This is a genomic window from Marinobacter sp. AN1 (assembly GCF_026013985.1).
Taxonomy (GTDB): Bacteria; Pseudomonadota; Gammaproteobacteria; order Pseudomonadales; family Oleiphilaceae; genus Marinobacter; species Marinobacter segnicrescens.
In genome coordinates this window covers 494985-520259 of record NZ_CP110342.1, presented here as the reverse complement: position 1 = coordinate 520259, position 25275 = coordinate 494985, and the positions used below count along the sequence as shown (strand labels likewise).

The following is a 25275-nucleotide window of genomic DNA, read 5'->3' as shown; positions in this document are numbered from 1 at the left end:
AATGCTACAAAGGCTACCCGGCGCTCAATCAGAAAAACGTGGGGATTCAATGCCTGGGCCGGTATCAGGCCTGGCTATTCCTCTGGCGAAGCACGAAACGCCCGGCGAATCACATCCCGGTAGTTACGAATCCGCTGCACATAGTGCACTGGCTCATAGCCACGGGCGTAGCCATACCGGGTACTCGGGTAATATCGTTTGTCGGCCTTGAGCGGCAGCACCTGCTCCATGTCCTGCCAGGAATCCGGGTTCTTGCCCAGATCCCTTGCCAGCTGCCGTGCATCCAGCAGGTGGCCACGGCCAATGTTATAGCTGGCCAGGGCCAGGAACGTCCGGTCCGGTTCGGGAATGGTTTCCGGCAGGCGGCGGTGACGATCGGCCAGGTAACGGGCACCACCGTCGATGGCCTGGGCCGGGTCGAGCCGGTTTGATACACCAAGAGACTCCGCCGTGCGTCCCGTCAGCATCATGATGCCGCGAACACCAGTCGGCGACCGTGCCTGGGGATCCCAATGGGACTCCTGATAGGCCAGTGCCGCCAGCAGATCCGCTGGCATGCCAGTGGTGATCTCGGCTTCCCGGAACAAGTCGATATACCGCGGCAGCCGGTTCTCAATGCGACGGTTCAGTGCCCTGAGATCAACAAAGTCGAACTCACCGATGTAGGCGTAGTACCGGTTTTCCATCAGCCCCATGGCTTCGTCGCCTTCACGGCTGTTCATCCATTCCCGGGCATCAGAGGCCAGCTCACCGGCCTCGGCGGGCAAGTACCAGCCCAGATTGCGACCCTGCGTGAGGTTCATGGCCACTTCCAGGTGCGGAAAGTGGCGACGCATGACCTGGACGATGTTGGAGTCAGCCACCGTGCAGGAGAGATCCTTTTCGGCTACTTCGGACAGCAGGATTTCCGTGGTTCGCTCACGATCTTCGCGGAATTCGATACCCGGATGCTGTGCTGCCAGCTTCTCAAGCGTGGCAACATAGCTGGCATCGGCAGTCACGGTGATCTCCCAACCCGGAATATCGGCCGGCTTGCGAGGCAAGGGCCGGTCATCGCGATGACAGACCAGTTGTTCGGTGATTTCCGTATGGGCAGGGCCGCGGGTGTACCACCCGTTTCGCTCAGGCAGATGCGTCAGGCCGGCAGCGGCCAGGTGGGTTGTGCCTGCCTCCAAGGCATCCAGCACAGCACTGGTGGACTCAAGCATCGTCCACTCGACCTGCCAGCCGCGGGCTTGGGCGTACTCACTGACAAGCGTGAACTCAGGACCGACGGGGTTTTCATGTCGGTCCAGGTAGTAAGTGGTAGAGCCGTTACGTGTGGCGACATTCAATACGCCAGTATCAAACGGTGAGGCCAACGCCTCCGATTTGTGCGTTACTTCCGTAGCGGATTCGCTGCAGCCAGCAACGGCGAAAGAGAGTGCCAGAATAGTGGAAACAAATAGCCGGACAACCATGAACTACCCTTTGATCGGCTTTCTAGAATGATAACCTCCCTGGATTTACTTCCTTTGCGGCAAATCAGATTCATCACCATCCCCGACGTTCTGTATCAGTGGTGCCTGTTGACACCCGACCATTGTGGACAGCCTGCTTTACCAGGCCAGGCGCAGTGGCAAGAATCAGGTCGCGGCGGGCGCGCACGGGGACATCGGCTGATACCCCGGTCAACCTTCGGCCGAGAAGAGCATTTCATAAGGCCGCTCAATGGCCTGGCGCACGGCCGCCAGGGAAAAAGCCCGGACAAACCTGTCAAATGGCTGTCCCTCGAACCACAACTGCACCACCGGCAATGAAAATACCCGCTGAGCAGCACATGGCGGGCCTGCCGCCTCACAGTCAATCCAGACCATGGCAAGGTGTGGAAAGTCAGCCCTGGCCATCTCCATCAATCGTGGTTTGATGGCCTGGCATACGCCACAGTGGCTGCCGCCAAACAGCACCATAACGGCGGATTGCGCCGCAATCAGCTCATTCAGTTCAGATTCCGTGGCAATTTGACGCACCCGGTCCCCCCAGCGATGAAAGTTGCTCCTGGGCGTGACTTTATCACAGAGACTAAATCCGTCCGGCTCCTATAGTAATCATGGAAGTTCGATAAACCCGAGAAGCAAGGAGACGACCGATGCCGAAATTCCTGAAACTATTCCTTACTGCAGCACTGTTTGCCGGCGCGATTGCCGGCGCCCAGGCCGATAATCACAAGGGAGCCATAGACGAGGTGCTGGTCATTCTGTCCAGCGATTCCCTGCAGACCCAGGGTATGGCGATGGTGCTGTCCAATACCATGGCCGAAAAAGGTGCCAGGGTGAATGTCCTGCTGTGTGATGAGGCCGGGGACCTCGCCCTGAAAGCCTATGAGGACGATACCCTCAAGCCGAAGGACGTCACTCCAGGCCAGATGCTCCGTGGGCTCCTGAAGCAGGGTGGCACAGCCAACGTCTGTGCGCTGTATCTGCCCAACAGCGAGTACACGAAGGATGACCTGATCGACGGCGTTGGCGTAGCCACGCCACCGCAAAGGGCGGATCAGATGCTGAACCCGAAGATGCGTACCTTCAGCTTCTGAGCCCGTGCCGCTATGGGACACTAAGGGTTGCTGACCGACTTTGCGGAAGCCCCCAGGTCGGTCAGCGCTCACATATCTGCCTGCCCACTGAACTTTCGGATCTCACCTACACTTCCCCATACTTTGTATGGTTATAATGCGCGCCCTCATTATTCGACCTGCGGACCCAATATGAACGCGACAGACTCAGTGTTTCAGAGCTATGGCCGGTGTTGCCGTAACGAACAGTTTTTCAAGGATTTTTACAGTTTTTTCATGGACAGCTCTGACGAGATTCGCCAGCGCTTCGTGAACACCGACATGGCCGCCCAGCGCCACCTGCTTCGTAACGGCATCATGCAGCTGATTCTGGTGGCCCGTGGCATGTCGGACCGAAAACTGCGTGCCCTGGGAGAAAGCCATAACCGTCATAACTTCAACATCAATCCTGCGTGGTACACGCTATGGCTGAATGCCCTGATGAAGGCAGTCAACAAGCACGATCCGGAATTCAGCCGCGAACTCGACACCCAGTGGCGGGAAGTGCTCCACCCCGGTATAGAGCTGATCCGGGGGGCTTACTGAGCCTTGCATCCGCGGTTGCTGGTGAGAGTTTGCCTGAAACCGGATGCCCAGTGTGTCTGGCTGAAGCCTGGCAGGCCAGACTCCCCCTCGAAGGAAGATCGCAAATCAATGTAATGCCAACAAAAACTTCCGGGTTGACTGGCATTTGGCGATCAGCCGTCAATAATGAAGGCAGGCATCGGATTCAGTCTGACCCGGGTTCGCACTCTGATGCCGGCCCGACCCAGGAGTAATCGTGAAGTTATCGAGGACTGAACAACGCCGCCTGGAAGCCATAAGGCGCCTGGGCATTCTGGATACGCCCCCAGAAGAGCGCTTCGAGCGTCTGACCCGTATTGCCCAGCGTTTCTATCGTGTCCCCACCGCCTTGTTCACCGTGGTGGACGAGGAGCGCCAATGGTTCAAGTCCAGGCAAGGCCTGGAAGTCGATGAGACACCACGCTCCATAGCCTTCTGTGACCACGCCATCAAGCGCGATACGGTTTTTATCGTGGAGGATGCGACCAAAGATCCCAGATTCCGCCATAACCCCCTGGTTACGGGTGAAGACCACATCCGCTTCTATGCCGGCATGCCGGTGCGGGAACCCAGCGGTTACAAAATTGGCACCCTGTGCATCATCGACACAGAGCCCCGCAAGGTGCCCGAGTTTGAACTGGACGTGCTGCGCAGCCTGGCCAGCCTGATCGAAGACGAAATCGAGCGGGCCTACCTGTCGGTGCACAGGGAAGAGTACGTGTCCCTGTCACAACTGACCCGGGCCATCCACCGGGCCCAGAATATATTCCTTACCCACGATGACGAAACCGCCGCCTTCGAGCTGATGCTCAGCGACCTGTTGGCCCTGACCGGCAGCCAGTTCGGTTTTATCGGCGAGGTCTTGCAACGGGACAATGGCGATCGCTTCCTCAAGGTTGGCGCTATCACAAACATTGCCTGGAGCGCCGAAACGGAAGCCCTCTACCAGGAGGTGAAGCGCCGGGGCATGGTGTTTGACAACCCCCATAACCTGATCGGCGCCTCGCTGGAAAGCGGACAGATGGTACTCTCCAACGACTTTACCAGTGACCCCCGGCGAGGCGGGCTACCGGAGGGGCACCCGCAAATCACCACCTATCTGGGTATCCCTATTTTTGCCGGTCACAGCCTCATTGGCCTGGTTGGACTGGCCAATCGCGCTGGCGGCTATTCCGAAGCGCTGGCCGACGAGCTCGACCCCCTGCTGCAGACAGTCGGTCAGCTGATCGAGCGGAAACAGCTTTACCGGGAGAAACTTGAGCACAAGCAAAGCCTGGAACGTGCCGCCAACTACGATGCCCTGACAGGACTGCCCAACCGGCGCCGACTGACTGAAATCTTTGAGGAAGAGCTGGTGGAGGCCGATCGACGCAACGGGCTGGTCTCGGTCTGTTTTATCGACCTCGATGGCTTCAAGGAGATCAACGATGAGTTCGGCCACGCGGTGGGCGATATAGTCCTCAGGGTCGTTGCCGAACGACTGCAGGAGTCCGTGCGTGAACACGACATCATCGCCCGGCTCGGTGGTGACGAGTTCGTGGCAATTCTTCGGGATGTCAATGAGGACAAGGTTTACCACCGCATCCTCGAATCGGTGCGCCAGCCTGTCAGTCATCGCCAGCATAACCTGCAGCTGTCCTGCAGCATGGGCGTTACCGTCTACCCGGAAGACAACGCCGACCCGGACCTGTTGCTACGGCATGCTGACCAGGCCATGTACGCGGCCAAGGAATCCGGCAAGAACCAGTATCACCGGTTTGACCTGGATACCCATGTGTCGCGCAAGGAGAAGCTGAGAATCCTGGACCAGGTTCCCCAGGCACTGGAGGACAGCCAGCTTGAGCTCTTCCTGCAACCCAGGATGGACTTGCAGAGTAACACCGTGGCGGGCTTTGAAGCGCTGATTCGCTGGCAGCATCCAACACAGGGCCTGCTTGGGCCGATCGAATTCCTGCCCTACCTGGAATACACCGAGTATGCCGATGCCATCGGGCGCTTCGTCATGAAGGACGCGATCAACAAGCTCCGGCATTGGCACCAGGCTGGCCTGCCCTGGTCCATCAGCATCAACCTGAGCCCGTCCCATTTCCTCAGTTCCGGTTTCGAGGAAGACCTTGCGGAGGCACTGGATGGCTGCGACGAAACGATCCGGGGCAAGCTGATTCTCGAGCTGCTGGAAACCACGGCGCTGGACGATTCGGACACCGTCATCAAACGACTGCAGGCGTGCCGCTCCATAGGGGTAGACCTGGCCCTGGATGATTTTGGCACCGGTTACTCCTCCCTCGACTACTTCCGCCGCCTGCCGGTTCAGGAAATCAAGATCGACCGGTCCTTTGTCACGGACATGCTCAGCGATGAAGAGGACCAGATGGTCGTGGGGGCCATCATTGACCTGTCAGAAAACTTTCACCGGCGGGTGGTGGCTGAAGGGATTGAAGATGCAGACACCCGCGATCGCCTGCTGGAAATGGGCTGCCACGTGGCCCAGGGGTATTTCTGGGCCAGGCCGATGCCAGCGGATGAAGCAATGGCATGGGCGAAACGTTTCACCAGAGAAAAGTGAGCACGGACATTTGTATGGAATTACCAGCCTACCTGAAAGTCATGGCCGACAAGGGCGCCTCGGACCTTTACCTGTCCACCGGTGCGCCGGTGATGATGAAGATCGAAGGCAAAACCGGCCCCGTCACCCAGAAGCCCCTGCCTGCCGGTTCCGTCAAGGAGCTGGCCTACTCGGTTATGAGTGACCGCCAGCGGGCGGAATTCGAAAAGAACCTGGAGCTGGATATGGCTGTCGGTATCAGCCAGGTGGGCCGCTTTCGGCTCAACGTCTTCTGGCAGCGGGGTGAGGTAGCGATGGTCGTGCGCCACCTGAAGACGAATATCCCGTCCATCGAATCCCTGGGGCTGCCCCGGGTGCTGGAGCAGCTGATCATGCAACCTCGTGGGCTGATACTGGTCGTGGGCGCCACGGGTTCAGGCAAGTCCACGACCCTGGCATCCATGATCGACTACCGTAACACCCACCGCTCAGGGCACATCCTGACCATCGAGGACCCGATCGAGTACACCCATCACCATAAGCAAAGCGTGGTGAACCAGCGGGAAGTCGGTACCGACACCCTGTCCTACGGTGAAGCCCTGCGCCGAGCCATGCGGGAAGCACCGGACGTGATCATGATCGGCGAGATCCGTGACCGGGAAACCATGAAGCACGCCCTCACCTACGCCGAAACTGGCCACCTGTGCCTGGCTACACTGCACGCCAGTAACGTCAACCAGACCATGCGTCGCATCGTCAATTTCTTCCCGGAGCACGCCCACCGGGAGCTGCTGATGGACCTGAGCATGCACCTGCAAGCCGTCGTATCGCAGCGTCTGCTCAAGACCCTTGACGGCAAACGGGCCGCGGCAGTGGAAGTGATGCTTGCCAGCCCCTACATCCGGGAACTGATCAACAAGGGTGAACTGGAGGGCATCGGCGAAATCATGGAGAAGAGCCCGGAACAGGGCATGCAAACGTTCGACCACGCCATCCTGGAACTCTACCGCCAGGGCCGGATTAGCCGCGAGGAAGCCCTCGCCAACGCGGACTCCCGCCATAATCTGGAGGTCAGGATCCGCCTCGAACAGGGCGGCCTGGACTCCGGCAACGATCAGTTCAGTATTGACCCGTCCTGACGCCTCCGGAAAGACCCTGCATAATCTATGGTAATAAAGTGTTAATGTCCCTAAGCTGAATGCTGTATTTTCCGGGAGGCCACATCGTTGTCGAAACTCAGGATCTGGCTGATCATTATTGCCTTGGGCGCATGGACGCCTTCGCAGGCGCTTGCCCAGACCCTGAGTGTCGCGGTACCCAGAATCCAGCATTTGCTGACCGCCGACAATTCCGGTATCTACCAGCAAGTCATGGCGCTGGCGTTAGAGGGTTCAGGAATCGCGCTGGACCAGAAATTTCTGCCCTACCGACGGGCGCTACGGGAATTCGAGCTGGGTGAGGTTGACTGCATTTACTCGTTCACCGGTATCCTGCAAAGCAGGCTTGGCGTAGATAAGGTCATTTACACCTACCCCTTGGGGACGTTCCGTTTTTATCTCTTCACGGAGCCTGGCACGGCCATCATGACCTCTATTCCTGACACATTCGGTAAGACGATCGGCGGTATTATAGGCCACGACGTTTACCTGAAACCCTTCATGGAACAGGGAATGGTCATAGATTGGGTGCGCACAGAGGCGCAACTCGTCGAAATGCTCGAACTTGGCCGACTTGATGCCATCGTGGCCGCCCTGCCGGATATACAGCCCTTTACCAACCAGCTGGCCTACGCCGCAGACCAGCCGCTTCTGGAGGACTTCGACCGACTGAACTGCCACAACACCGAACAAAACCGCACCGCGATCAGAACCATCTCGGAAAAGCTGCGCCGACTGCACGGGCAGGGTCGCTACGAGGAGGTAGCCGGCGACTATTATTTGCCGTTCAGTCACCCCTGATGCCAGAAATCGGGAAGCCCCCCCGGTTGATGAACCCGGCTCCCGGGCCCGGCAACCCACTCATCGCCTCCATCATCGTTTTCTGCAAAGCCCCAAAATCGAGTCAAGTTCTGACAACCAGGCTCTCCAGGTAAACACAGAACGGGACGATTCCAGCAGGCAGGTGGTAACATCGACCGCTGTTCATAACGGCGTGCAGTCAATAAACACGGGGCACCTCCCGGACAAGAACGCTTATCACAATAAAAGGAGAGCACTATGGATATTCAGAATCGCATCGTGGTCGTCACCGGCGCCGCCGGCGGCATTGGCAAGGCCCTCGCCCTTCGTTTCGCGAAGGCCGGCGCAAAGACTGTCGTCTGTGCCGACCTGGACCAACAGGGCGCGGAAGCCACCGCGGCAGAGATCAACGGCGTGGCCCGGAAGGTCAACGTCGCCTCGGAAGAGGAGATCAAGGCCCTGATCGATGAGGTGGAAACGGAGCACGGCCCCATTGACCTGTTCTGCTCCAACGCCGGCATCATGGTACCGGGTGGCCCGGAAGCCTCCAACGATGACTGGCAGAAGATCTGGGATGTAAACGTCATGTCCCACGTCTTTGCCGCCCGCCATCTGGCACCGAGGATGAAACAGCGTGGTTTCGGTTATTTCCTGAATACCGCCTCCGCCGCCGGCCTGCTCTCCCAGGTCGGATCCGCACCCTACGCGGTCACCAAGCACGCGGCCGTGGCACTGGCCGAATGGCTGGCGTTCACCTACGGCGATGACGGCATCAAGGTATCGGTACTCTGTCCCCAGGCGGTACGGTCAGCCATGACCAAGGGCCACGAGGAAGGTGTTGCCAGCATTGATGGCATGCTGGAGCCGGAGCCGGTGGCCGATGCCTGCCTCAAGGCCATCGAGGAAGAGACCTTCCTGGTACTGCCCCACCCGCAGGTACTGAACTACTTCCGCAACAAGGCGGAGAACTATGACCGCTGGATCGGCGGCATGAAGAAGCTCAATCGCGCCTACAAGTAAGTTTCCGGAACACGTCCGCCGCCAGGGCCAGCCCCTGGCGGTGGCCCCCGCACCCTGCACCTTCCTGCCCCGCTGACACCTCAAAAGACACTTTTGCGCTGAATGAAAACTTCAGGTCATCAACTTGACAACCCAGTCAGGTTCCATCTTTACTAGAACAGGTTCAAGGCCGGCCGTCACAAACTGCAGTGATTCAAAGCAGTGGCCAGATAATAACAAGAACCCGTCGTCACACCGGCGGGCGAGACAGGGTGACGATCCGTGAGCGAAAACCAGCCTACCTCATCCGTGATTCTGGAAACCCGGGGCCTGACCAAGGACTTCAGGGGTTTCAAGGCGATCGAGGACGTCAATGTCAAGGTGCAGACCGGGCACATCCATGCCCTGATCGGTCCCAACGGTGCGGGCAAGACAACGTTCTTCAATCTGCTGACCAAGTTCCTCAAGCCGACCTCGGGCAAGATCCTCTACGACGGCGATGACATTACCAACCATCGCCCGGCGGACATTGCCCAGCATGGCCTTATCCGCTCGTTCCAGATCTCGGCAGTGTTCCCGCACCTGTCTGCCCGGGAGAACGTCCGCATCGCCCTCCAGCGCAAGCTGGGCATTTCCTATAAATTCTGGCGCTCTATCAGGGTGCTTGACCAGCTCAATGAGGAGGCCCAGCACCTGCTGGAGCAGGTGGACCTGGGTGCGTTCGGCGACACCAAGGCCGTGGAGCTGGCCTATGGACGTAAACGGGCGCTGGAGATCGCCACCACCATCGCCCTGAAGCCCCGACTAATGCTGCTGGACGAGCCTACCCAGGGCATGAGCGCAGAGGATGTACACACCGTTACCGACCTGATCCGGGAGGTGGTCAAGGACCGCACCATCGTGATGGTCGAGCACAACCTCAACGTGGTCTCTACCCTGGCGGACCGTATCACCGTGCTCAACCGGGGCCGGGTGCTGGCCGAAGGGGATTACGACACCGTCTCCACCAACCCTGCCGTGATGGAAGCCTATATGGGGACCACCGATGCCGCCTGAGAACGCCCGCGAACTGCTCAAGATCGAGAACCTCCACGCCTGGTATGGCGAGTCCCACATCCTCCACGGCCTGGACCTGACCGTGCACGAGGGTGAAGTCATTACCTTGCTGGGACGCAACGGCTCCGGCCGCAGCACCACCCTCAAGGCCATTCTCGGGCTGGTGGGCAAACGCACCGGGTCCATCCGGGTCAATGGTACTGAACTGATCAACCTGCCCACCCACCAGATTGCCCGGGTCGGCAAACTCGGTTACTGCCCCGAGGAGCGGGGTATCTACGCCTCCCTCAATGTGGACGAAAACCTTGTTCTGCCACCGGTGATTGCCGAGGGCGGCCTGTCCGTCGACGAGATCTACCAGATGTTCCCCAACCTGGAGGAACGTCGTAAAAGCCAGGGCTCCAAGCTCTCCGGGGGCGAACAGCAGATGCTGGCTATCGCCCGCATCCTGCGCACCGGGGCCACCCTGCTATTACTGGACGAGATCACCGAGGGGCTGGCGCCGGTCATCCTGAAGGCCCTGGACGATGTCATCCGCAAGCTGCGGGCCAAGGGTTTTACCATCATCCTGGTGGAGCAGAATTTCCGCTTTGCCGCGCCCCTCGCGGACCGCCACTACGTCATCGAGCACGGTCGCGTGGTCGAGCAGATCGCCGCCGAGGAGCTGGAAGCCAAACAGGACCAGTTGAACAGGCACCTGAGTGTCTGATCAAGGGTGAGGACCGGTGTCCCGCCCGGGACACCTCCCCACCAAATACAACAAGAAGGGGAAACAACATGCTCAAGAACTGGAAGACAGGTATCACCACCGTAGCGGCTGCCGCTGCGGTTTCACTACCCATGGCCGCCAGCGCGGAGCTGTCCGACGATGTGCTGAAGATCGGCGTCCTCAGTGACATGTCCGGTGTCTACAAGACACTGGAAGGTCCCGGCGCGGTCATCGCGGCGGAAATGGCTGTCGAGGATTTCGGCGGTTCCATCATGGGCAAACCCATCGAGATCGTCTCCGCAGACCACCAGAACAAGGCGGATATTGCCGCGAGCACGGCGCGCGAGTGGATTGATGCAGACAACGTGGACATGCTCACCGCACTGGATAACTCCTCCGTCGCCCTGGCAGTGCAGGGGCTGGCGGCCGAGCGCAAGGTAATCACCCTGAACACCGGCGCCGGCACGACTGCCCTCACCGAGGAACAGTGCACCCCCTACGGCATCCACTATGTCTATGACACCCACGCCCTGCCGGTGGGTACAGCCACCGCCATGGTCAAGAACGGCGGCGAGAAATGGTTCTTCCTGACCGCGGACTATGCCTTCGGCCATTCCCTGCGGGACAACACGGCGCCGTGGTGGAGAATCTGGGCGGGGAAGTCGTCGGGAGCATCCAGCACCCGTTGTCCACCAATGACTTCTCGTCCTACCTGTTACAGGCACAGTCGTCCGGCGCCCAGGTGATTGGCCTGGCCAACGCGGGCCAGGACACGGTAAATGCCATCAAACAGGCCAATCAGTTCCAGATCGTACAGGGCGGGCAGAAGCTGGCCGGCATGCTGGTGTTTATCACCGACGTGCACAGCATGGGCCTGGACATTGCCCAGGGCCTGCAGTTCACCACCGCCTTCGTATGGAACCAGGACGAAGAGGCCCTGGAATGGTCTAACCGCTTCTACGAGCGCCACGGCGCCATGCCCACCATGGTGCAGGCCGGGGTCTACTCCGCCGTCAGCAACTACCTGAAAGCCGTGGATGAGGTTGGCTCCGACGACAGCGACGCCGTTCGGGCAAAACTGGGTGAGATGGAACTGAACGACTTCTTCGTGAAGGGCGGCAAGATTGCACCCAACGGCTCCATGCTGCACGACATGTACCTGGTGGAGGTGAAGTCACCGGACGAGTCCGAAAGCGAATGGGACTTGCTGAACGTGGTTTCCCGCATTCCGGCAGACCAGGCCTACATTTCCATGGAAGACACCAAGTGCAGCCTGGTTAACAAATAACCTTACGCATCATTCGCCAATAACAAGAAAAGGGGATAACCGACGTGTCGATGCAGGTCATCCTGGCCCAGGCACTGCTTGGGCTGAACGTAGGTGTGTTCTACGCCATGCTGAGCCTTGGCCTGGCGGTGATATTCGGGCTGCTGAATATCATCAACTTCGCCCACGGCGCCATGTACATGCTGGGGGCGTTCATCGCACTGATCGGTTATTCCTACCTGGAACAATGGTTCGGCATCAGCCTGCAGATCGGCTTCTGGGGGTCGCTGATCGTGGCGCCCCTGGTGGTCGGCCTATTGGGCATTATCATCGAGCGCACCATGCTCAAACGCCTGGCCGACCTTGACCATATCTACGGGCTGCTGCTGACCTTTGGTATCACCCTGATTATGCAAGGGCTTTTCGCGAATTATTTCAATGTTTCCGGCACTCCCTATCCGGGCCAGCCGGAAGTGCTGGGCGGCGTGCTCAACCTGGGGTTCATGTTCTTCCCCACCTACCGCATGTTCGCCATCGTCTTTTCCCTGGTGGTGTGCTTTGCCACCTGGTATGTGATTGAACATACCCGCCTCGGCTCACGCTTGCGGGCGGGCGTGGAAAACCCGCAACTGACCCAGGCCTTCGGCCTCAACGTGCCGCTGATGGTAACGCTGACGTTTGGCTTTGGCGCCGCCCTGGCAGGGCTGGCAGGGGTGCTGGCGGCACCCATCTACTCGGTCAGCCCACTGATGGGCGCTGACCTGATCATCGTGGTGTTCGCGGTGGTGGTGATCGGCGGTATGGGCTCGATTATGGGGGCCATACTCTCCGGCCTGGCCCTGGGTCTGGTGGAGGGCCTGACCAAGGTGTTCTACCCGCCGGCGGCCAATACCGTGATTTTCTTCCTGATGGTGCTGGTGCTGCTGTTCCGCCCGGCCGGTCTGTTTGGCAAGGAGAAGTAACCCCATGATGAATAAAGTCCTGTTTGCCATCATGCTGGTCGCGGGCCTGGTTGCGCCCTTCCTGGCCTACCCGGTGTTCGTCATGGACCTGCTGTGCTTCGCCCTGTTCGCCTGCGCCTTTAACCTGCTGCTGGGCTATGCCGGGCTGCTGTCGTTCGGACATGCGGCCTTCTTCGGTGGTGCTGCCTATATCGCCGGTCATGCCCTGAAGGTATGGGGATTCCCGCCCTTGCTGGGTATTCTCGCCGGTACCGGCTTTGCCTTCCTGATCGGAACCGTTTTCGGCTTCCTGGCGATCCGCCGCCAGGGCATCTACTTCGCCATGGTCACCCTGGCCCTCGCCCAGATCATCTACTTCCTGTGCCTGCAGCTGCCCTTCACGGGTGGCGAGAACGGACTGCAGGGCATTCCCCGGGGCGAGCTGCTCGGGTTTATCGACCTGGGGAACGAGATAACCATGTATTACCTGGTGTTCGCCATCTTCCTGGTCGGTTTCGGCATTATCTATCGGGCCATCCATTCGCCCTTCGGTGAGGTACTGCAGGCCATCCGGGAGAACGAGTCCCGCGCCCTCTCCCTGGGCTACGACGTGGACCGCTTCAAGCTGCTGGCCTTCGTGCTGTCGGCCACCATGGCAGGCCTGGCAGGTTCCACCAAGGCACTGGTGTTCCAGTTTGCCTCGCTGACGTCGGCCCATTGGCAGACCTCCGGCGAGGTGGTTCTGATGACCCTGGTAGGCGGGATGGGCACGGTATTCGGACCGGTGCTTGGCGCCATCACCGTCGCTACCCTCACCCATGAGCTGGGCTCCTTCGGCTCCTGGGTCCAGGTGATACTGGGGACCATTTTCGTGGTGGTGGTGCTGGTGTTCCGCAGGGGCATTATTGGTGAGATCCACCATTTTGTGGAGCAACGCAAGGCAGCCCGGGCTTCCGCTGACAATGACTGAGGAGCCTCCTCCTCAGTCGAGCAACCCTTTCAGGTACGCCAGGTCAGCAGCGGTGATGGCCACACCCAGTCGTTGTGACTCGGCCCGCTGCCGGTAACGCCGGTCTCCGGGCTGGCGCGTCTGACCCGCACCTACCATTGCCTGTACCAGGGTCTCCGTCCTGTCGGCAAAGTTGCTGCCTGCACCACGGGCCGGATCAATAACGATCAGCAACTCCCCTGTCCAGGGGGTTTTGGCACCAGGGTGACCAGACCAGTCGAACTCGAAGGAAAAGTTGCCCCCGGTGAGCGCGGCTGCCATCAGTTCCACCATCATGGACAGGGCTGAACCCTTGTAGCCACCGAACGGTAGCAGGGCGCCCCCATCAAGGATCTTTTCGGGGTCGCAGGTAGGCTGACCGTCGGCGTCCACCCCGTAGCCTTCAGGCAGGGTCTTACCCTCCTTCGCCGCAATCTGCACATCGCCGTGGGCAATGGCACTGGTAGCCAGGTCGAACACCAGCGGGTCATGGCCGGTGCGGGGGGCGGCGAAGCTGATGGGGTTGGTGCCGAACAACGGCTTGCGGCCACCGGCAGGCACCACACAGGCCATGCTGTTGACCAGTGCCAGCGCCACCAGGCCCTGCCGGGCGAAGGGTTCCACGTCGGGCCAGAGCGCCGCAAAATGGTGGGAGTTACGGATCGCCATCAGCGCGATGCCGTTTTGCCGCACCTTTTCCAGCAACAGCTCCCGTCCCGCCTCAAGGGCGGGCTGGGCAAAGCCATTGCCAGCGTCCACCGCGACAAACCCCGGCGCACAATCCTCGACAACCGGCTGTGCATGGCCATCCACCCAACCGCTAGCCAGTGTCGACAGATAGCCCGGCATCCGGAAAACACCGTGGCTGTCTGAGCCGTCCCGCTGGGCGCTGGCGCAATTTCGGGCAAGCACATCGGCAGCGGTTTCAGAGGTGCCGTGTCGGCGAAAGACCTGGGTCAGCAAGGACACCAGTTCATCAAAGGGAATGCGTTCCTGGGACATGGCCTGACTCCTGCAGATTCCGGGATCCGTTAACCATGCGTTGATTACTGGTCTCTGTCAAAACCCTGATATGGCGATTAGAAGAACCCGAGACCCGCGCCGCTCAGGCAACCGACTCCAGCCGGTGGAAATGTTCAAGGAACCCCGGCAGATCTTCCGCAGGCATGGGGCGACCAAGGTGGTAACCCTGTACCATGTCGCATCCCGCAACCTTGAGATGCACCACCTGGTCCCGCGTCTCCACACCCTCCGCCACCACTTTCAGCGCCATGCGCTTGGCCAGGATAATGGTGGATGACACGATCGGGCTGTCGTCGTGGCTGTTGCAGATCGTGGAGATCAGGCTGCGGTCAATCTTCAGCTTGTCCACCGGTACGGCTTCCAGGTGGGCAAACCCCGCGTATCCGGTACCGAAATCGTCCAGCGCCAGGCGAATACCGGCCTTGCTGAGCTCGTGCAGATGGACGACCGCTTGTTTGTCCAGCATGGCGGTTTCGGTGATTTCCATCTCCAGCATACCGGGCGAGACCTGGCAGGCTTCCAGGATCTCCGCGACCTGCCCCGGGAATTCCGGCCGGCCAGCTGATGGGGCGATACATTCACAGCCACTGGCACCGGCTCCAGGCCTGCTTTCCGCCACTGGCCCACTTGTTCGCAAGCCAGGCGAATCACCTCCAGCCCCAGCGGTATCACAAACCCGCTGCTTTCCGCCAGGCCAATAAACCGGTCCGGATACAGCAGGCCAAACTCCGGGTGCTGCCACCGGACCAGGGCTTCCACGCTGGTCACCCGCATGGTTTCCAGGTCCACCTGGGGCTGGTAGTGGAGAACGAACTCCCGGTTGCCGAGTCCGTCAGCAAAGGACTGCTCCAACAGAAAGCTTTCCACGTCCTTGCGGTTCAGGGACTGATCAAAGAAACGGTATTGGCCCCGTCCGGCCTGCTTGGCCGAATACATGGCTGCGTCAGCGCCCTGGATCAGGTCTTCCAGGGACTGGCCATCCCTCGGACAGATTGCGATACCAATACTGGGACTGTTGTTGATCTCCACGCCATCCAGCTCGTAGGTGGAGGACAGCTTCTGGCTGAGGCCGACGACCCAGCTTTCTATGGAACCCTCCGTCTGATCCCCCGCCAGCATGACCACGAACTCGTCGCCGCCGAACCGGGCGGCCAGGTCTTCCTTGCCCAGTGACCGCTGTATCCTGCCGGCCACGGCCTGCAGCAACTGGTCCCCGACCTGGTGACCCAGTGAGTCGTTGATAGCCTTGAAACGGTCCAGGTCGATAAAGATCAGTGCACTCAGCCTCCGTTGACGCCGTTGCTCCGTCAGCAGGCTGTTCGCCAGATCGATAAACTGGCGCCGGTTAAGCAGGCCGCTGAGGTGGTCGATGGCCGCTGCCCGGCTGCTGCGGGCATGCTCGGTTTCCAGCCGTTCGATCAGTTCCGCATTGGCTTTCTGGGAGGCCTGCAGGGCCTGGAACGCCGCCTGTTGACTGCTCAGGGATCGCTTGAGCCAGAAGGTGATGGCGGTGACCAGCAGGGTCATAAGCAAATTGAGAATCAGCTGACGGAACTGCAACGCCTGCAACGGTGCAACGATTCCCGGTATATCACGGGTAGTCAGCTCAATGTAGGCAGGGTCCTGGCGAAGACTGAGCACCTGATAAAGGAACGACGACCAGATAAAGCCGACAATCAGGACACCCAGAAGAATGGTAGCGTAGCGAACATGGTTCGTAGGCGGCGGCTGGATTGGGGCCATGACTCTTGTCTCACTGAAAACCAGGCTGGAGAAAACACAACACACCCTCCAATGGCCATAATCCCGTTCCGGCGTTGGAACATTGACGCCGAGTGGCAAGACTACGCAAGCTGCATGTCATTCACGTGACAGGTCTTTGATAAAGGAAGGTTTCAATGCGCAAGAACATTCTGATTACCGGCGCCAGCACCGGCCTGGGTGAGGGCATGGCGAGGGCCTGGGCGGCACAGGGCTGCAACCTGGCCCTGTGCGCCCGCCGGACAGACAGGCTGGAGCAGTTGCAGGCCGAGTTACTGGAAAAGCACCCGGGCATACAGGTAACCGTGCGCCCACTGGATGTCTGCGATTACGACCGGGTATTTGACGTATTCCGGGAATTCCGGGATGAGCTGGGCACCCTGGACCGGGTAATCGTGAACGCGGGTATGGGCAGCAAGGCCGCCATCGGCCATGGTGATTTCGCCTCTAACCGGCAGGCGGCGGAGACCAACTTTGTTGCCGCCATCGCTCAGTGCGAAGCGGCCATGGAAATCTTCCGTGAACAGAACAGTGGGCACCTGGTGCTGATGTCGTCGGTCAGTGGCGTGCGGGGTTTCCGTGGACCGTTCAATGTCTATGCGGCCACCAAGGCTGCCGTGGCGTCCCTGGCAGAGGGACTGCAACTGGACACCCTGGGCACGCCCATCAATGTCACCAACATACTGCCCGGTTACATCCTTACCGATATCAACCGGGACGTGAAGAACGCCCCCTTCCGGGTGGACCTGGAGACTGGTGTGCGGGCACTGGTCAAGGCCATCGACAGTGAGAAGCGCCGGGCGTACGTGCCCTGGTGGCCATGGACACCGTTGAGCTACCTGCTAAAGGCCATGCCGTTCCGGCTGTTTGCCAGGACCATGTAATACCGGGAGAACAAACTGACTGACCGGGCGTTACGGTCCCGGCCAGTCACAGCGGCTATCGGAGCGCGTCGACGACTTCCTCCACCTGCAATCGCACACTCTGCAGCCCGCCACCGGAGAGGTACCACAGCTCCGGTGACAGCACGGTCACGTCGATCGTCCCGCCACCAGCAGCGTCCAGGTCACGGCGCAGCTGGTCGACGTCCAGCGGCTCGTCCCCAATAGCCGCACTGCGGTCGACCACGAACAGATGAGACGGCGCCATGGTTGCAAGGTTTGCCGGCGTGACCGGTGTGAATACCCGCGTACCCCGGGTCACACTCTCCACGCCTTCGGGAACCCGGGGCGCTTCCAGGTTCAGCAACTGGAACACCACCGGCTCGTCCCGCAGGGAGAACTTGCCCTGGTTGTGGGTTACAACAGCGACGGGGTCACTACCGGCCAGCCCATCCCGCTGTTCTTCCACGAACCGCCACAACTGATCCAGCTTCTCACCGGCTTCATCCAGTTGGCCATAAAGGGTCGCCAGCCCAAGCACCCGGATCTGAACTGCTTCGCGGTAGTCATCCCCCAGCAGGGAAACATCCTGTACCTGGGTGATGGCCTGCAACTCCTCCAGGCTCTCCGCCTGGCGGCCAGTGACCAATACCATATCCGGAGCCAACTCACGTACCACAGCCAGGTCCGGGGTTTTGAGGTTACCCGCATCCGGTCGACCGGCCGAAAGCCCGCTCAGGTACTCGGGCAACCCGGTTTGCGGAATCGCCACGATTTTTTCGTCGAACCCCAGGGCCACCAGGGTATCGGTGGCGCCGTGGTCAAAGCTGATCACATCCGGCCCGACGGGTTCCTGGCTCAACGAGGCGCAGCCCGTGAGAAAGGCGGTGCCCAGGGCAGCCGCAACAAATGATTTGATGGTCATATCCATGCTCTCCAATCCATATTTTCCAGTCAGAAGTCGACGGTCAGGCCGACATTAATACGCCGCCCGTCCAGTACGACGCCATAGGTGTCATTGGTCACTTCCTTGTCCGCCACGTTGTACAGGCCAGCCTTTACCCGGGCGCTGTCGTTAAGGGCGTAGACCATGCCCACATCGACGAAGGTGTAGTCGGGGGTGCCGTCGGCCATGCTGGTCCGGCTCAGGTAATCCGAAGTTTCGCCCCGGTAGTTCCCGTCCAGCCAGAGGTTCAGGCGCTCGGTCGTCTGCCAGTCCAGTCCGGCGTTCGCCATGTGTTTGGGAATCTTGTTAAGGGGCTCACCCTCGAAGTCACCCGACTTCTGCTCTGAGTCTGTGTAGGTATAGCTGGAACTGAACGTCAGGGTTGGCGTAATGCCGTAGTCAAGGGACAGTTCGACCCCCTGCATGGACGCTTTGTCGATGTTGTCCCGGGTGCTCAGGAAAAGATAGTTGTTGCCCTGGTAGGGGCACTGCCAAGTGGACGGATCGTCACGATCACCGCCCGGGTTACAGAAACGGTCCTCTGCGATCTTGTCGTCGAACTCGGTGTAGAACACCATGGCGCTGGCATCAAGGTCAGTCGCCAGGCTGTTAAACACAAAGCCGGCTTCATAGCTGACGCTGGTTTCCGGCTCCAGGTCCTCGTTGCCAATAATCAGTGCCCGGGGGTGCGGCGCAGGTGAACCACCGCCCCCGGTGCCCCGCCCAAAGCCTTCCGTAGCCTCCGGCAGGCTGGGCTGCTTGTAGCCTGTGGAAACGCCGCCCTTGAAGGTCCACTCCGGTGTCAGCCGATAGTTCGCGTAGACCCGGGGCGTCCAGTGCCCACCAAAGAGCTCGTCGTCGTTATAGCGAACGCCGGTGGTAATGCTCAGGTCATCCAGCACACCCCACTCCACCTCGGCGAACAGGGCGGCAATCCAGCGGTCAACGCTGCGGGTGGCGGTTGGAATACCCGTTCCCAGCAGACCGTTGGTTTCATCGGTCAGGTCTTCGTATTTGTACTGGCCGCCAAAGGTGACGATGTGGCGGCCCATCAGCCAGGTACCCTGGCTGTTGAGCGTGGTGATTTCCTCCTTTTTCTCCAGATCCTGCACACGCTCGGACTCATCCCTCTGCAGGTAACTGTCCAGGGTCAGGTTACCGTAGGTTCCACGGTGACCCAGCACATACACCTCCTTCTGGTATTCATAGGTACTGGCCTCGTTGGGGTTACCGCTGCTATCCGCCTCTGCGATACTCACGCCCGGGTTATGGGTGAACTCCAGTTCCGCCCGGTTATAGCCCAGCTCGATTTCGTTGTTGTCATCCGGCGTGAAAATCAGCGTGGCGCCGCCCTGGCGCCGGTCGCTGTCCGGCGTACTTTCTGCGTTGTCGTCACCACCGATGTAGTGACTTTCATCGGTTCCCTGCCAGGAGCCATTCACCTGGAGTCCGAGCAATCCCGGAATCAATCCGCCGCTGCTGTACAGGCTGACCTGCCGGGCATCCTCGTTTATATCATTCAGGGACTTGGTGTATTCGGTAGTGATAGACCCACTCCAATCGTCCGTCGCCTTTTTGGTGATGATGTTGATGACACCGCCCATGGCCTCTGATCCGTAGAGGGACGACATGGGGCCACGAATCACCTCAATGCGCTCGATAGCGGATACCGGTGGCAACGCGATCTGCTTCCCCCCGTCCTGGCCATTGGTGTTGATGTTGCGGCCTGCAGAAACCGGGCGACCGTCCACCAGGTAGAGTGTGTAGCCCTCGGTCATGCCCCGGATGGTTATATCCTGCGCATTGCCGCCACCGTTCACGAAAACACCTGGAATGTTCTTTACCGCATCGGTGATATCCGAATAGGACCGCTTACGCAGTTCCTCTCCGGGAATCACCGAAATACTGGCCGGCGCGTCGGAAATGTTCTGCTCAAAGCCAGAAGCAGTAACAACGATTTCCCCAAGTTCCAGGGGTGAGGACTGGGCCAGCAACGGCGAACCCCAGGTTGCCAGGGCAACTGAGGACGCCAGGAGGGTCACGGGACGACGCATGTAATTCTCCTTTGTGTTCAAGAGTGCAGCAAAAAACTCGCATTTAATGCGAATAAATATCATTTGCGACGGACATTAACACAAAGGCAATATTTATTGCGCGGAATGATATGTTCCGGATTCCGGAACGATCCGGGAGGTTCCGCTGGCCAGGCGCCATTCCGGTGGAACCGACGCCCTCAGGTGCTGGATAAACATCCGGCTACGGCGGGGCAGGATGCCGTGGGGGTAAAGCAATGATACCGGCAGGACCGGCCCATGCCATTCGGGCATGCACAGTTCGAACTGACGCGGGTGCGCGTCCAGCCGACGATCCGCAAGCCAGTGGGGCATCAGCCCGACGCCTCTGCCTGCAGCAATGGCATCGCCCTGCACACAATACTGGTCCACGCTGAACCGACCTGTCCGGCAACGTATTGTCCAGGGACCATTGACCGGATGATTCAACTCGACGCCCTGCTCATCGCCCCCCAACATATCAATCCAGGTGTGCTGGTCCAGCTCGGACGGCGATTGAGGGCAACCCCGGCTGGTGAAGTAAGACGGACTCCCATAGACACCCTGCGTCAGGTGCCCGAGCACGTCACAGCGGAAATTACCTTCCGGTACCGAACCCAGCCAGACACACACAGCGTCCGTCATCGCCTCCGGTGGTTGCTGCTGGGTCCGGATACTGACCTCCAGGCCCTCATGCTCTCCCATAAACCTGTCCACAACCCCGGCGAACCATCCCCGCACGAAGGCTTCATGGCAGCGTAGCTCCAGCACGCCGGTCACCCCTTCCCTCAGCTCGTCCAGCGCCTCATGCCCCTGGGATACCAGTGCCAGGATCTCGTGGCTGTACCGGTAGAACAGCCGGCCGGCGTCATTGGGGTAGATTCGCCGGGACTGGCGAAGCAGCAGCGGCTGACCGACCGCTTCCTCGAGCTGGCGGATGCGGCGACTGAGCGTCGACTTGGGCAGGTCAAGCTCCCGACAACTGGCGGTCAGGCTGCCGGTGCGGACAACAGAGGCGAAAGCCTCCAGTTCCCTGAGGTCGTACATTTCGCAATCGTTCCATTTTGTGCAACAGGTCGTGCCAATCTAGCACCTTTCAATATTTAATGTGAATCATTATCATTAAAAGAGTTGCTTGCTATATACTCTTGAGCGCATCGCAGGCCACCCGTCGTGGCCACTACGGAGAAACCATGCAGACATCCCTTATTCATCGCGTCCGTCAGGGGCTGGCGGCTGGCCTGGCCATGCTGGCGATCAGCCAGAACGCCCTGGCCGAGACCCGCACCATCGAAACCCTCTACGGAGACGTCATTGTTGAAGGCCAGCCGGAGCGCGTGGTAACCCTCTACGAAGGCGCGCTGGACTCGGCCATTGCCGTTGGCGTGCAGCCCGTGGGTGCCATCATTACCCGGGGCGGCCAGCATGTGGCGGGCTATATCCGGGAAGCGGCCGGCGATATCGCAATCGTGGGTGCACCGGGGGAGACCAACCTGGAAGCCGTCCTGGCCTTGCAGCCGGACCTGATCCTGGCCACCCGACAGACCAGCAGGGACCAGTACGAACTGCTGTCGCAGATGGCACCCACCATCGTGCTGGATGTGCCAATGTTCCGGCAGGACACCTGGAAGCAGGAATTGGCCGGCTTCGCCCGAGCCCTTGGCCGGGAGGGCCAGGCTAACGACGTCATTGCCCGGGTTGGGCAACGTGCGAAAGAAGTCCGCAAAAAGGTGACCGGCAGCATACCGGAGCAACAGCGCGATACCGCCCTGGTCCGCTGGATGCCCCAGGGTCCGCTGGTGATGTCAGAAAACCTCTTCTCCGCCACCGTGCTGGCCTCGGCAGGGTTCGAGGTCGAGGATGGTGATATCGTCAAGGAAGGTCGCCCCCACAGCCAGCCCCTGAGCCAGGAAAACCTGTCGCTCATGGACCAGGAGTGGATCTTCCTGGCCACCATTAATGACGACGGTCGCGAAGCCCTGGACGCCGCCCGCCAGTCACCCGCCTTCAAGCGCCTGAAGGCCCACAGCGATGACCGGGTGGTACCGGTGGACGGCCACCTATGGACCAGTGCGTCCGGCCCGCTGGCCGCCCTGGCCATTCTTGATGACATAGAGAACGCGCTGTCGCAGCAACCCTGATGACCGATTACGCCTGTCAGCGCACGCCTGAATCCCGTGCCCTTGTGCCGCCACTGCCTGTGGCGGTTTTTTTCGCTCTTGCCGCGGCAATGGCCAGCCTGTTGTGGGGCGCCGGCCCAGTTGGCCCGCTGGAAGCCTGGCAGGTACTCACGGGGAGCGGCGGTGACGAAGCCCGCTTCGTGGTCATGGAACTCCGACTGCCCAGGATGGCCACGGCGATGGCAACCGGCCTGGCCCTGGCAGTGGCCGGCGCCCTGCTACAGGCCCTGACCCGGAATCCGCTGGCTGAGCCAGGGCTGCTTGGGGTCAGTGGCGGAAGCGCCTTTGCGGTCACCCTCGCCATTTTGCTAGGGGCCAGTTCCGCCACCATGACCACCCTTGTTGCCCAGGCCGGCGCCCTGGCCGGGTGCTCCCTGGTGATGCTGGCTACCCGGTCCCGCGGGCTGGCAGCTGACCCGGTGCGCCTGGTGCTGGCCGGGGCCACGGTAACCGGCCTGCTGTTATCACTGACCTCAGTGATGATGCTGGCCGACCAGCGGGCCGCCGACGAAATCCGCTTCTGGATTACCGGCAGTATCGCCGGCACCTCGTTAGCCGACCTGGTTGCCGTTCTGCCGTCCATGGCGCTAGCGGGTGTTCTCGTCGTGATCGTGGCATCGCCGCTGGCGGCCCTGTCACTGGGCGAGCGTGCCGCCATGGGGCTGGGGCACCGCCCCGGGCGGATCCGCGCGCTGGTCGTCGTTTCAGTGGCATTACTGGTGGGAGGGGCCACCGCCCTGGCAGGACCGCTGGTCTTTGCCGGGCTGGTGGTACCGTTCATTGCCCGCGCCTTGGCCGGGCCGGATATTCGCAAAACCCTGAGGCTGTGCCTGCCCATTGGCCCGGGCATGATCCTGGTGGCCGATACCCTGGCCCGGGTCATCGGTGCGCCGGCGGAGCTCCCCCTCGGGGTCATTACCGCCATGCTGGGCGCCCCGGTACTGCTGATCATCGTGCGCTCCGGGCGCATACCCACCCTGTGAGGCTGTTATGTCAGAACTGCTGATACAGCACCGGAACATTGCTGCCAACCTGGTCCTGGCCGCCACTCTTTCACTGGCCATGGCCATGGCCCTGGCGCTGGGAACGGTCAGCGTTCCCCTGGACGGTCTGTGGGATGCATTGCTCGGACAAGGCAACGCCATGCACCGGTTCGTGGTTCAGGAACTGCGCCTGCCACGGGTGCTTGCCGGTGCCCTGACCGGCGCCGCGTTTGCCCTGGCCGGCTGCCTGATGCAGACCGTGGCCCGCAACCGGCTGGCCACCCCCGGCATTATCGGCATTGATAACGCCGCCACTGCATTCGCCGTTGCTTCCGTGGTGGGCACCGGTATCAGCCTCGCCCCTTCCGCCATGGCCCTTGGCGGGGCAGCAACCGCTACCGCACTGGCCTTTGGCCTGGCGGGGGCCAACGGCACCCGGGGTTATCGGTTTATTATCGCCGGTCTTGGTATCGGCGCCATTGCGGGCGCCACTACCCAGGTGATGCTCAGCCGGGTGGCCATTGATGCGGCCAACGCCGCCTTCCCCTGGACCGTGGGTAGCCTGAACGCCCGATCGGCGACAGCGGTATCTGTGCTCGCTGTTGGCCTGGTAACGGGCTGGATTGCGGCCCTGTTGCTGGGCCCGTCGCTGAATACCCTACAGTTCTCTGACCCGGTAGCCATTAACCTGGGCACGCAACTGAAGCGGGTGCGCACCCTGAGCCTGGCCTGTGCGGTGCTGCTCACCGGGCTGGCAGTGGCCGTAGCCGGCCCGGTGGGTATGATAGCCCTGCTGGCACCGGAGCTGGCCCGGGCCCTGTCCCGTCCCGGCAGGGTGCCGCTGACCGCCTCGGCCCTGGCCGGTGCCGGTTTCATGGTCACCGCTGACCTGGCCGGCAGGTTGCTGCTGGCGCCCCTGGAACTGCCTGTAGGCCTGATTACCGCTATCGTGGGCGCACCCTACCTGATCTTGATACTTGTAAAACCGTCCTCACGGAGCCTGACATGAGCCAGCCCCATGCCCTCCCGGCTAACGACCATTCCGAGCAGCCAGGCCTGGCAGTACAGGCGCTATCCCTTGCCCACGGACGCCACCCGGTGATCGATGCCCTGGACCTGGAACTGCCACCGGGAAAGGTCACCGCCATCGTCGGCCCCAACGGTTGCGGCAAGTCCACCCTGCTCAACGGCCTCGCCCGGGTGCACGCTCCCGCCGGGGGTGCGGTGCTGCTGGATGGCAGGGATATCCACACCCTGCCCAGCCGGGAGGTGGCGCGCCAACTGGCCCTGTTACCCCAGGACAACACCGCGCCGGAGGGCCTCACTGTTACTGACCTGATCCGCTTCGGCCGCCAGCCCCACCAGGGCTTTCTCAGGCGATGGACGGAACAGGACCAGGCGATCCTTGACCAGGCACTGGCTGCAGCAGATCTGGACGACCTGGCCGACCGTCCGCTGGATACCCTCTCCGGCGGGCAACGCCAGCGAGCCTGGATTGCCATGAGTATCGCCCAGCAAACACCGTTGCTGTTGCTGGACGAACCCACCTCGGCCCTGGACCTGGGCCACCAGATCGAAGTTTTCGAACTGATCCGCCAACTCGCCGGCCAGGGCAAGACCATTGCCATGGTGGTCCACGACCTGGTGAGCGCCTGTCGCTACGCCGATCACCTGGTGGCCATGGCCGATGGTCAAATCCTGGCCCGGGGTGCGCCCTCTGACATCCTCGACCCGGCCCTGATCCACCACCTGTATGGGGTCCACTGCGACATCCTGCAGGACCCGGCGGACGGCACCCCGGTGCTGGTAAACCTTCGCAAGTCATTATAAAAA

At 60.8% G+C, this 25275-nt stretch carries 21 protein-coding genes and 2 pseudogenes; 16 read left to right on the top strand and 7 right to left on the bottom strand.

Features of this window, described 5'->3' with window-relative positions:
- Positions 1–74: 74 nt before the first annotated feature.
- Positions 75–1460 carry a membrane-bound lytic murein transglycosylase MltF gene (gene mltF, locus LJ360_RS02230; protein ID WP_264995118.1) on the bottom strand — a complete coding sequence of 462 codons (1386 nt, stop codon included), beginning with the start codon at positions 1458–1460 and terminating at the stop codon, positions 75–77.
- A 210-nt stretch (positions 1461–1670) separates the two neighbouring features.
- Entirely contained in the window at positions 1671–2009 is a 339-nt protein-coding gene (locus LJ360_RS02225) for a thioredoxin family protein (RefSeq protein WP_264995117.1), read from the bottom strand.
- Between the two features lie 119 nt (positions 2010–2128).
- Here LJ360_RS02225 and LJ360_RS02220 point away from each other — a divergent pair, with 119 nt between their 5' ends.
- From LJ360_RS02220 to LJ360_RS02170, 11 genes and pseudogenes are all read left to right on the top strand, one after another.
- Positions 2129–2572 carry a hypothetical protein gene (locus LJ360_RS02220; protein WP_264995116.1) on the top strand — a complete coding sequence of 148 codons (444 nt, stop codon included), beginning with the start codon at positions 2129–2131 and terminating at the stop codon, positions 2570–2572.
- 171 nt (positions 2573–2743) lie between these two features.
- Positions 2744–3136, top strand: a complete 393-nt coding sequence (locus LJ360_RS02215) for a globin (RefSeq protein ID WP_264995115.1) — start codon at positions 2744–2746, stop codon at positions 3134–3136.
- 235 nt (positions 3137–3371) lie between these two features.
- The gene (locus LJ360_RS02210) at positions 3372–5720 is read left to right on the top strand and encodes an EAL domain-containing protein (protein WP_264995114.1); all 2349 of its coding nucleotides are present in this window, start codon (positions 3372–3374) and stop codon (positions 5718–5720) included.
- Between the two features lie 14 nt (positions 5721–5734).
- Positions 5735–6838, top strand: a complete 1104-nt coding sequence (locus LJ360_RS02205; protein WP_264995113.1) for a PilT/PilU family type 4a pilus ATPase — start codon at positions 5735–5737, stop codon at positions 6836–6838.
- Positions 6839–6925: 87 nt separating this feature from the next.
- Entirely contained in the window at positions 6926–7657 is a 732-nt protein-coding gene (locus tag LJ360_RS02200) for a transporter substrate-binding domain-containing protein (RefSeq protein WP_264995112.1), read from the top strand.
- A 258-nt stretch (positions 7658–7915) separates the two neighbouring features.
- Positions 7916–8677, top strand: coding sequence for an SDR family oxidoreductase (locus LJ360_RS02195; protein ID WP_264995111.1), 762 nt, complete (start codon positions 7916–7918; stop codon positions 8675–8677).
- A 291-nt stretch (positions 8678–8968) separates the two neighbouring features.
- Entirely contained in the window at positions 8969–9712 is a 744-nt protein-coding gene (locus LJ360_RS02190; protein WP_413774412.1) for an ABC transporter ATP-binding protein, read from the top strand.
- Positions 9702–10421: an ABC transporter ATP-binding protein gene (locus LJ360_RS02185; protein WP_091848817.1), complete on the top strand. Its 720-nt coding sequence runs from the start codon at positions 9702–9704 to the stop codon at positions 10419–10421. Before LJ360_RS02190 ends, LJ360_RS02185 begins: the two co-directional genes overlap by 11 nt.
- 68 nt (positions 10422–10489) lie before the next feature.
- Positions 10490–11709, top strand: a pseudogene (locus LJ360_RS02180) (ABC transporter substrate-binding protein).
- A gap of 50 nt (positions 11710–11759) precedes the next feature.
- Positions 11760–12650 carry a branched-chain amino acid ABC transporter permease gene (locus LJ360_RS02175; protein ID WP_264995982.1) on the top strand — a complete coding sequence of 297 codons (891 nt, stop codon included), beginning with the start codon at positions 11760–11762 and terminating at the stop codon, positions 12648–12650.
- 4 nt (positions 12651–12654) lie between these two features.
- The gene (locus LJ360_RS02170; protein ID WP_091848820.1) at positions 12655–13599 is read left to right on the top strand and encodes a branched-chain amino acid ABC transporter permease; all 945 of its coding nucleotides are present in this window, start codon (positions 12655–12657) and stop codon (positions 13597–13599) included.
- A gap of 12 nt (positions 13600–13611) precedes the next feature.
- Here the strand turns inward: LJ360_RS02170 and LJ360_RS02165 are convergent, their stop codons facing one another.
- Entirely contained in the window at positions 13612–14619 is a 1008-nt protein-coding gene (locus LJ360_RS02165) for an Ldh family oxidoreductase (RefSeq protein WP_264995109.1), read from the bottom strand.
- A 103-nt stretch (positions 14620–14722) separates the two neighbouring features.
- Positions 14723–16221: pseudogene (locus tag LJ360_RS02160) on the bottom strand (putative bifunctional diguanylate cyclase/phosphodiesterase); the annotation flags it as partial.
- 317 nt (positions 16222–16538) lie between these two features.
- Between LJ360_RS02160 and LJ360_RS02155 the strand changes: the two are divergent.
- A complete protein-coding gene (locus LJ360_RS02155) occupies positions 16539–17285 on the top strand; it encodes an SDR family oxidoreductase (RefSeq protein ID WP_264995108.1) in 747 nt (248 codons plus the stop codon).
- A gap of 55 nt (positions 17286–17340) precedes the next feature.
- Here LJ360_RS02155 and LJ360_RS02150 read toward each other — a convergent pair whose 3' ends face one another.
- From LJ360_RS02150 to LJ360_RS02140, 3 genes are all read right to left on the bottom strand, one after another.
- Entirely contained in the window at positions 17341–18207 is an 867-nt protein-coding gene (locus LJ360_RS02150; RefSeq protein WP_264995107.1) for an ABC transporter substrate-binding protein, read from the bottom strand.
- 29 nt (positions 18208–18236) lie between these two features.
- A complete protein-coding gene (locus LJ360_RS02145; RefSeq protein ID WP_264995106.1) occupies positions 18237–20282 on the bottom strand; it encodes a TonB-dependent receptor domain-containing protein in 2046 nt (681 codons plus the stop codon).
- Positions 20283–20375: 93 nt separating this feature from the next.
- Entirely contained in the window at positions 20376–21326 is a 951-nt protein-coding gene (locus LJ360_RS02140) for a LysR family transcriptional regulator (RefSeq protein ID WP_091848825.1), read from the bottom strand.
- Positions 21327–21472: 146 nt separating this feature from the next.
- Here LJ360_RS02140 and LJ360_RS02135 point away from each other — a divergent pair, with 146 nt between their 5' ends.
- Genes LJ360_RS02135 through LJ360_RS02120 form a run of 4 tightly spaced genes read left to right on the top strand, consistent with a single transcriptional unit; the run spans position 21473 to position 25272 of the window.
- On the top strand, positions 21473–22420 hold the full coding sequence (locus tag LJ360_RS02135) for an ABC transporter substrate-binding protein (protein WP_091848826.1): 948 nt from the start codon (positions 21473–21475) through the stop codon (positions 22418–22420).
- The gene (locus LJ360_RS02130; protein WP_091848827.1) at positions 22420–23442 is read left to right on the top strand and encodes a FecCD family ABC transporter permease; all 1023 of its coding nucleotides are present in this window, start codon (positions 22420–22422) and stop codon (positions 23440–23442) included. The genes LJ360_RS02135 and LJ360_RS02130 overlap by 1 nt, the downstream gene beginning before the upstream one ends.
- Positions 23443–23449: 7 nt before the next feature.
- The gene (locus tag LJ360_RS02125) at positions 23450–24451 is read left to right on the top strand and encodes a FecCD family ABC transporter permease (RefSeq protein ID WP_264995105.1); all 1002 of its coding nucleotides are present in this window, start codon (positions 23450–23452) and stop codon (positions 24449–24451) included.
- A complete protein-coding gene (locus LJ360_RS02120) occupies positions 24448–25272 on the top strand; it encodes an ABC transporter ATP-binding protein (protein ID WP_091848829.1) in 825 nt (274 codons plus the stop codon). Before LJ360_RS02125 ends, LJ360_RS02120 begins: the two co-directional genes overlap by 4 nt.
- Positions 25273–25275 lie beyond the last annotated feature (3 nt).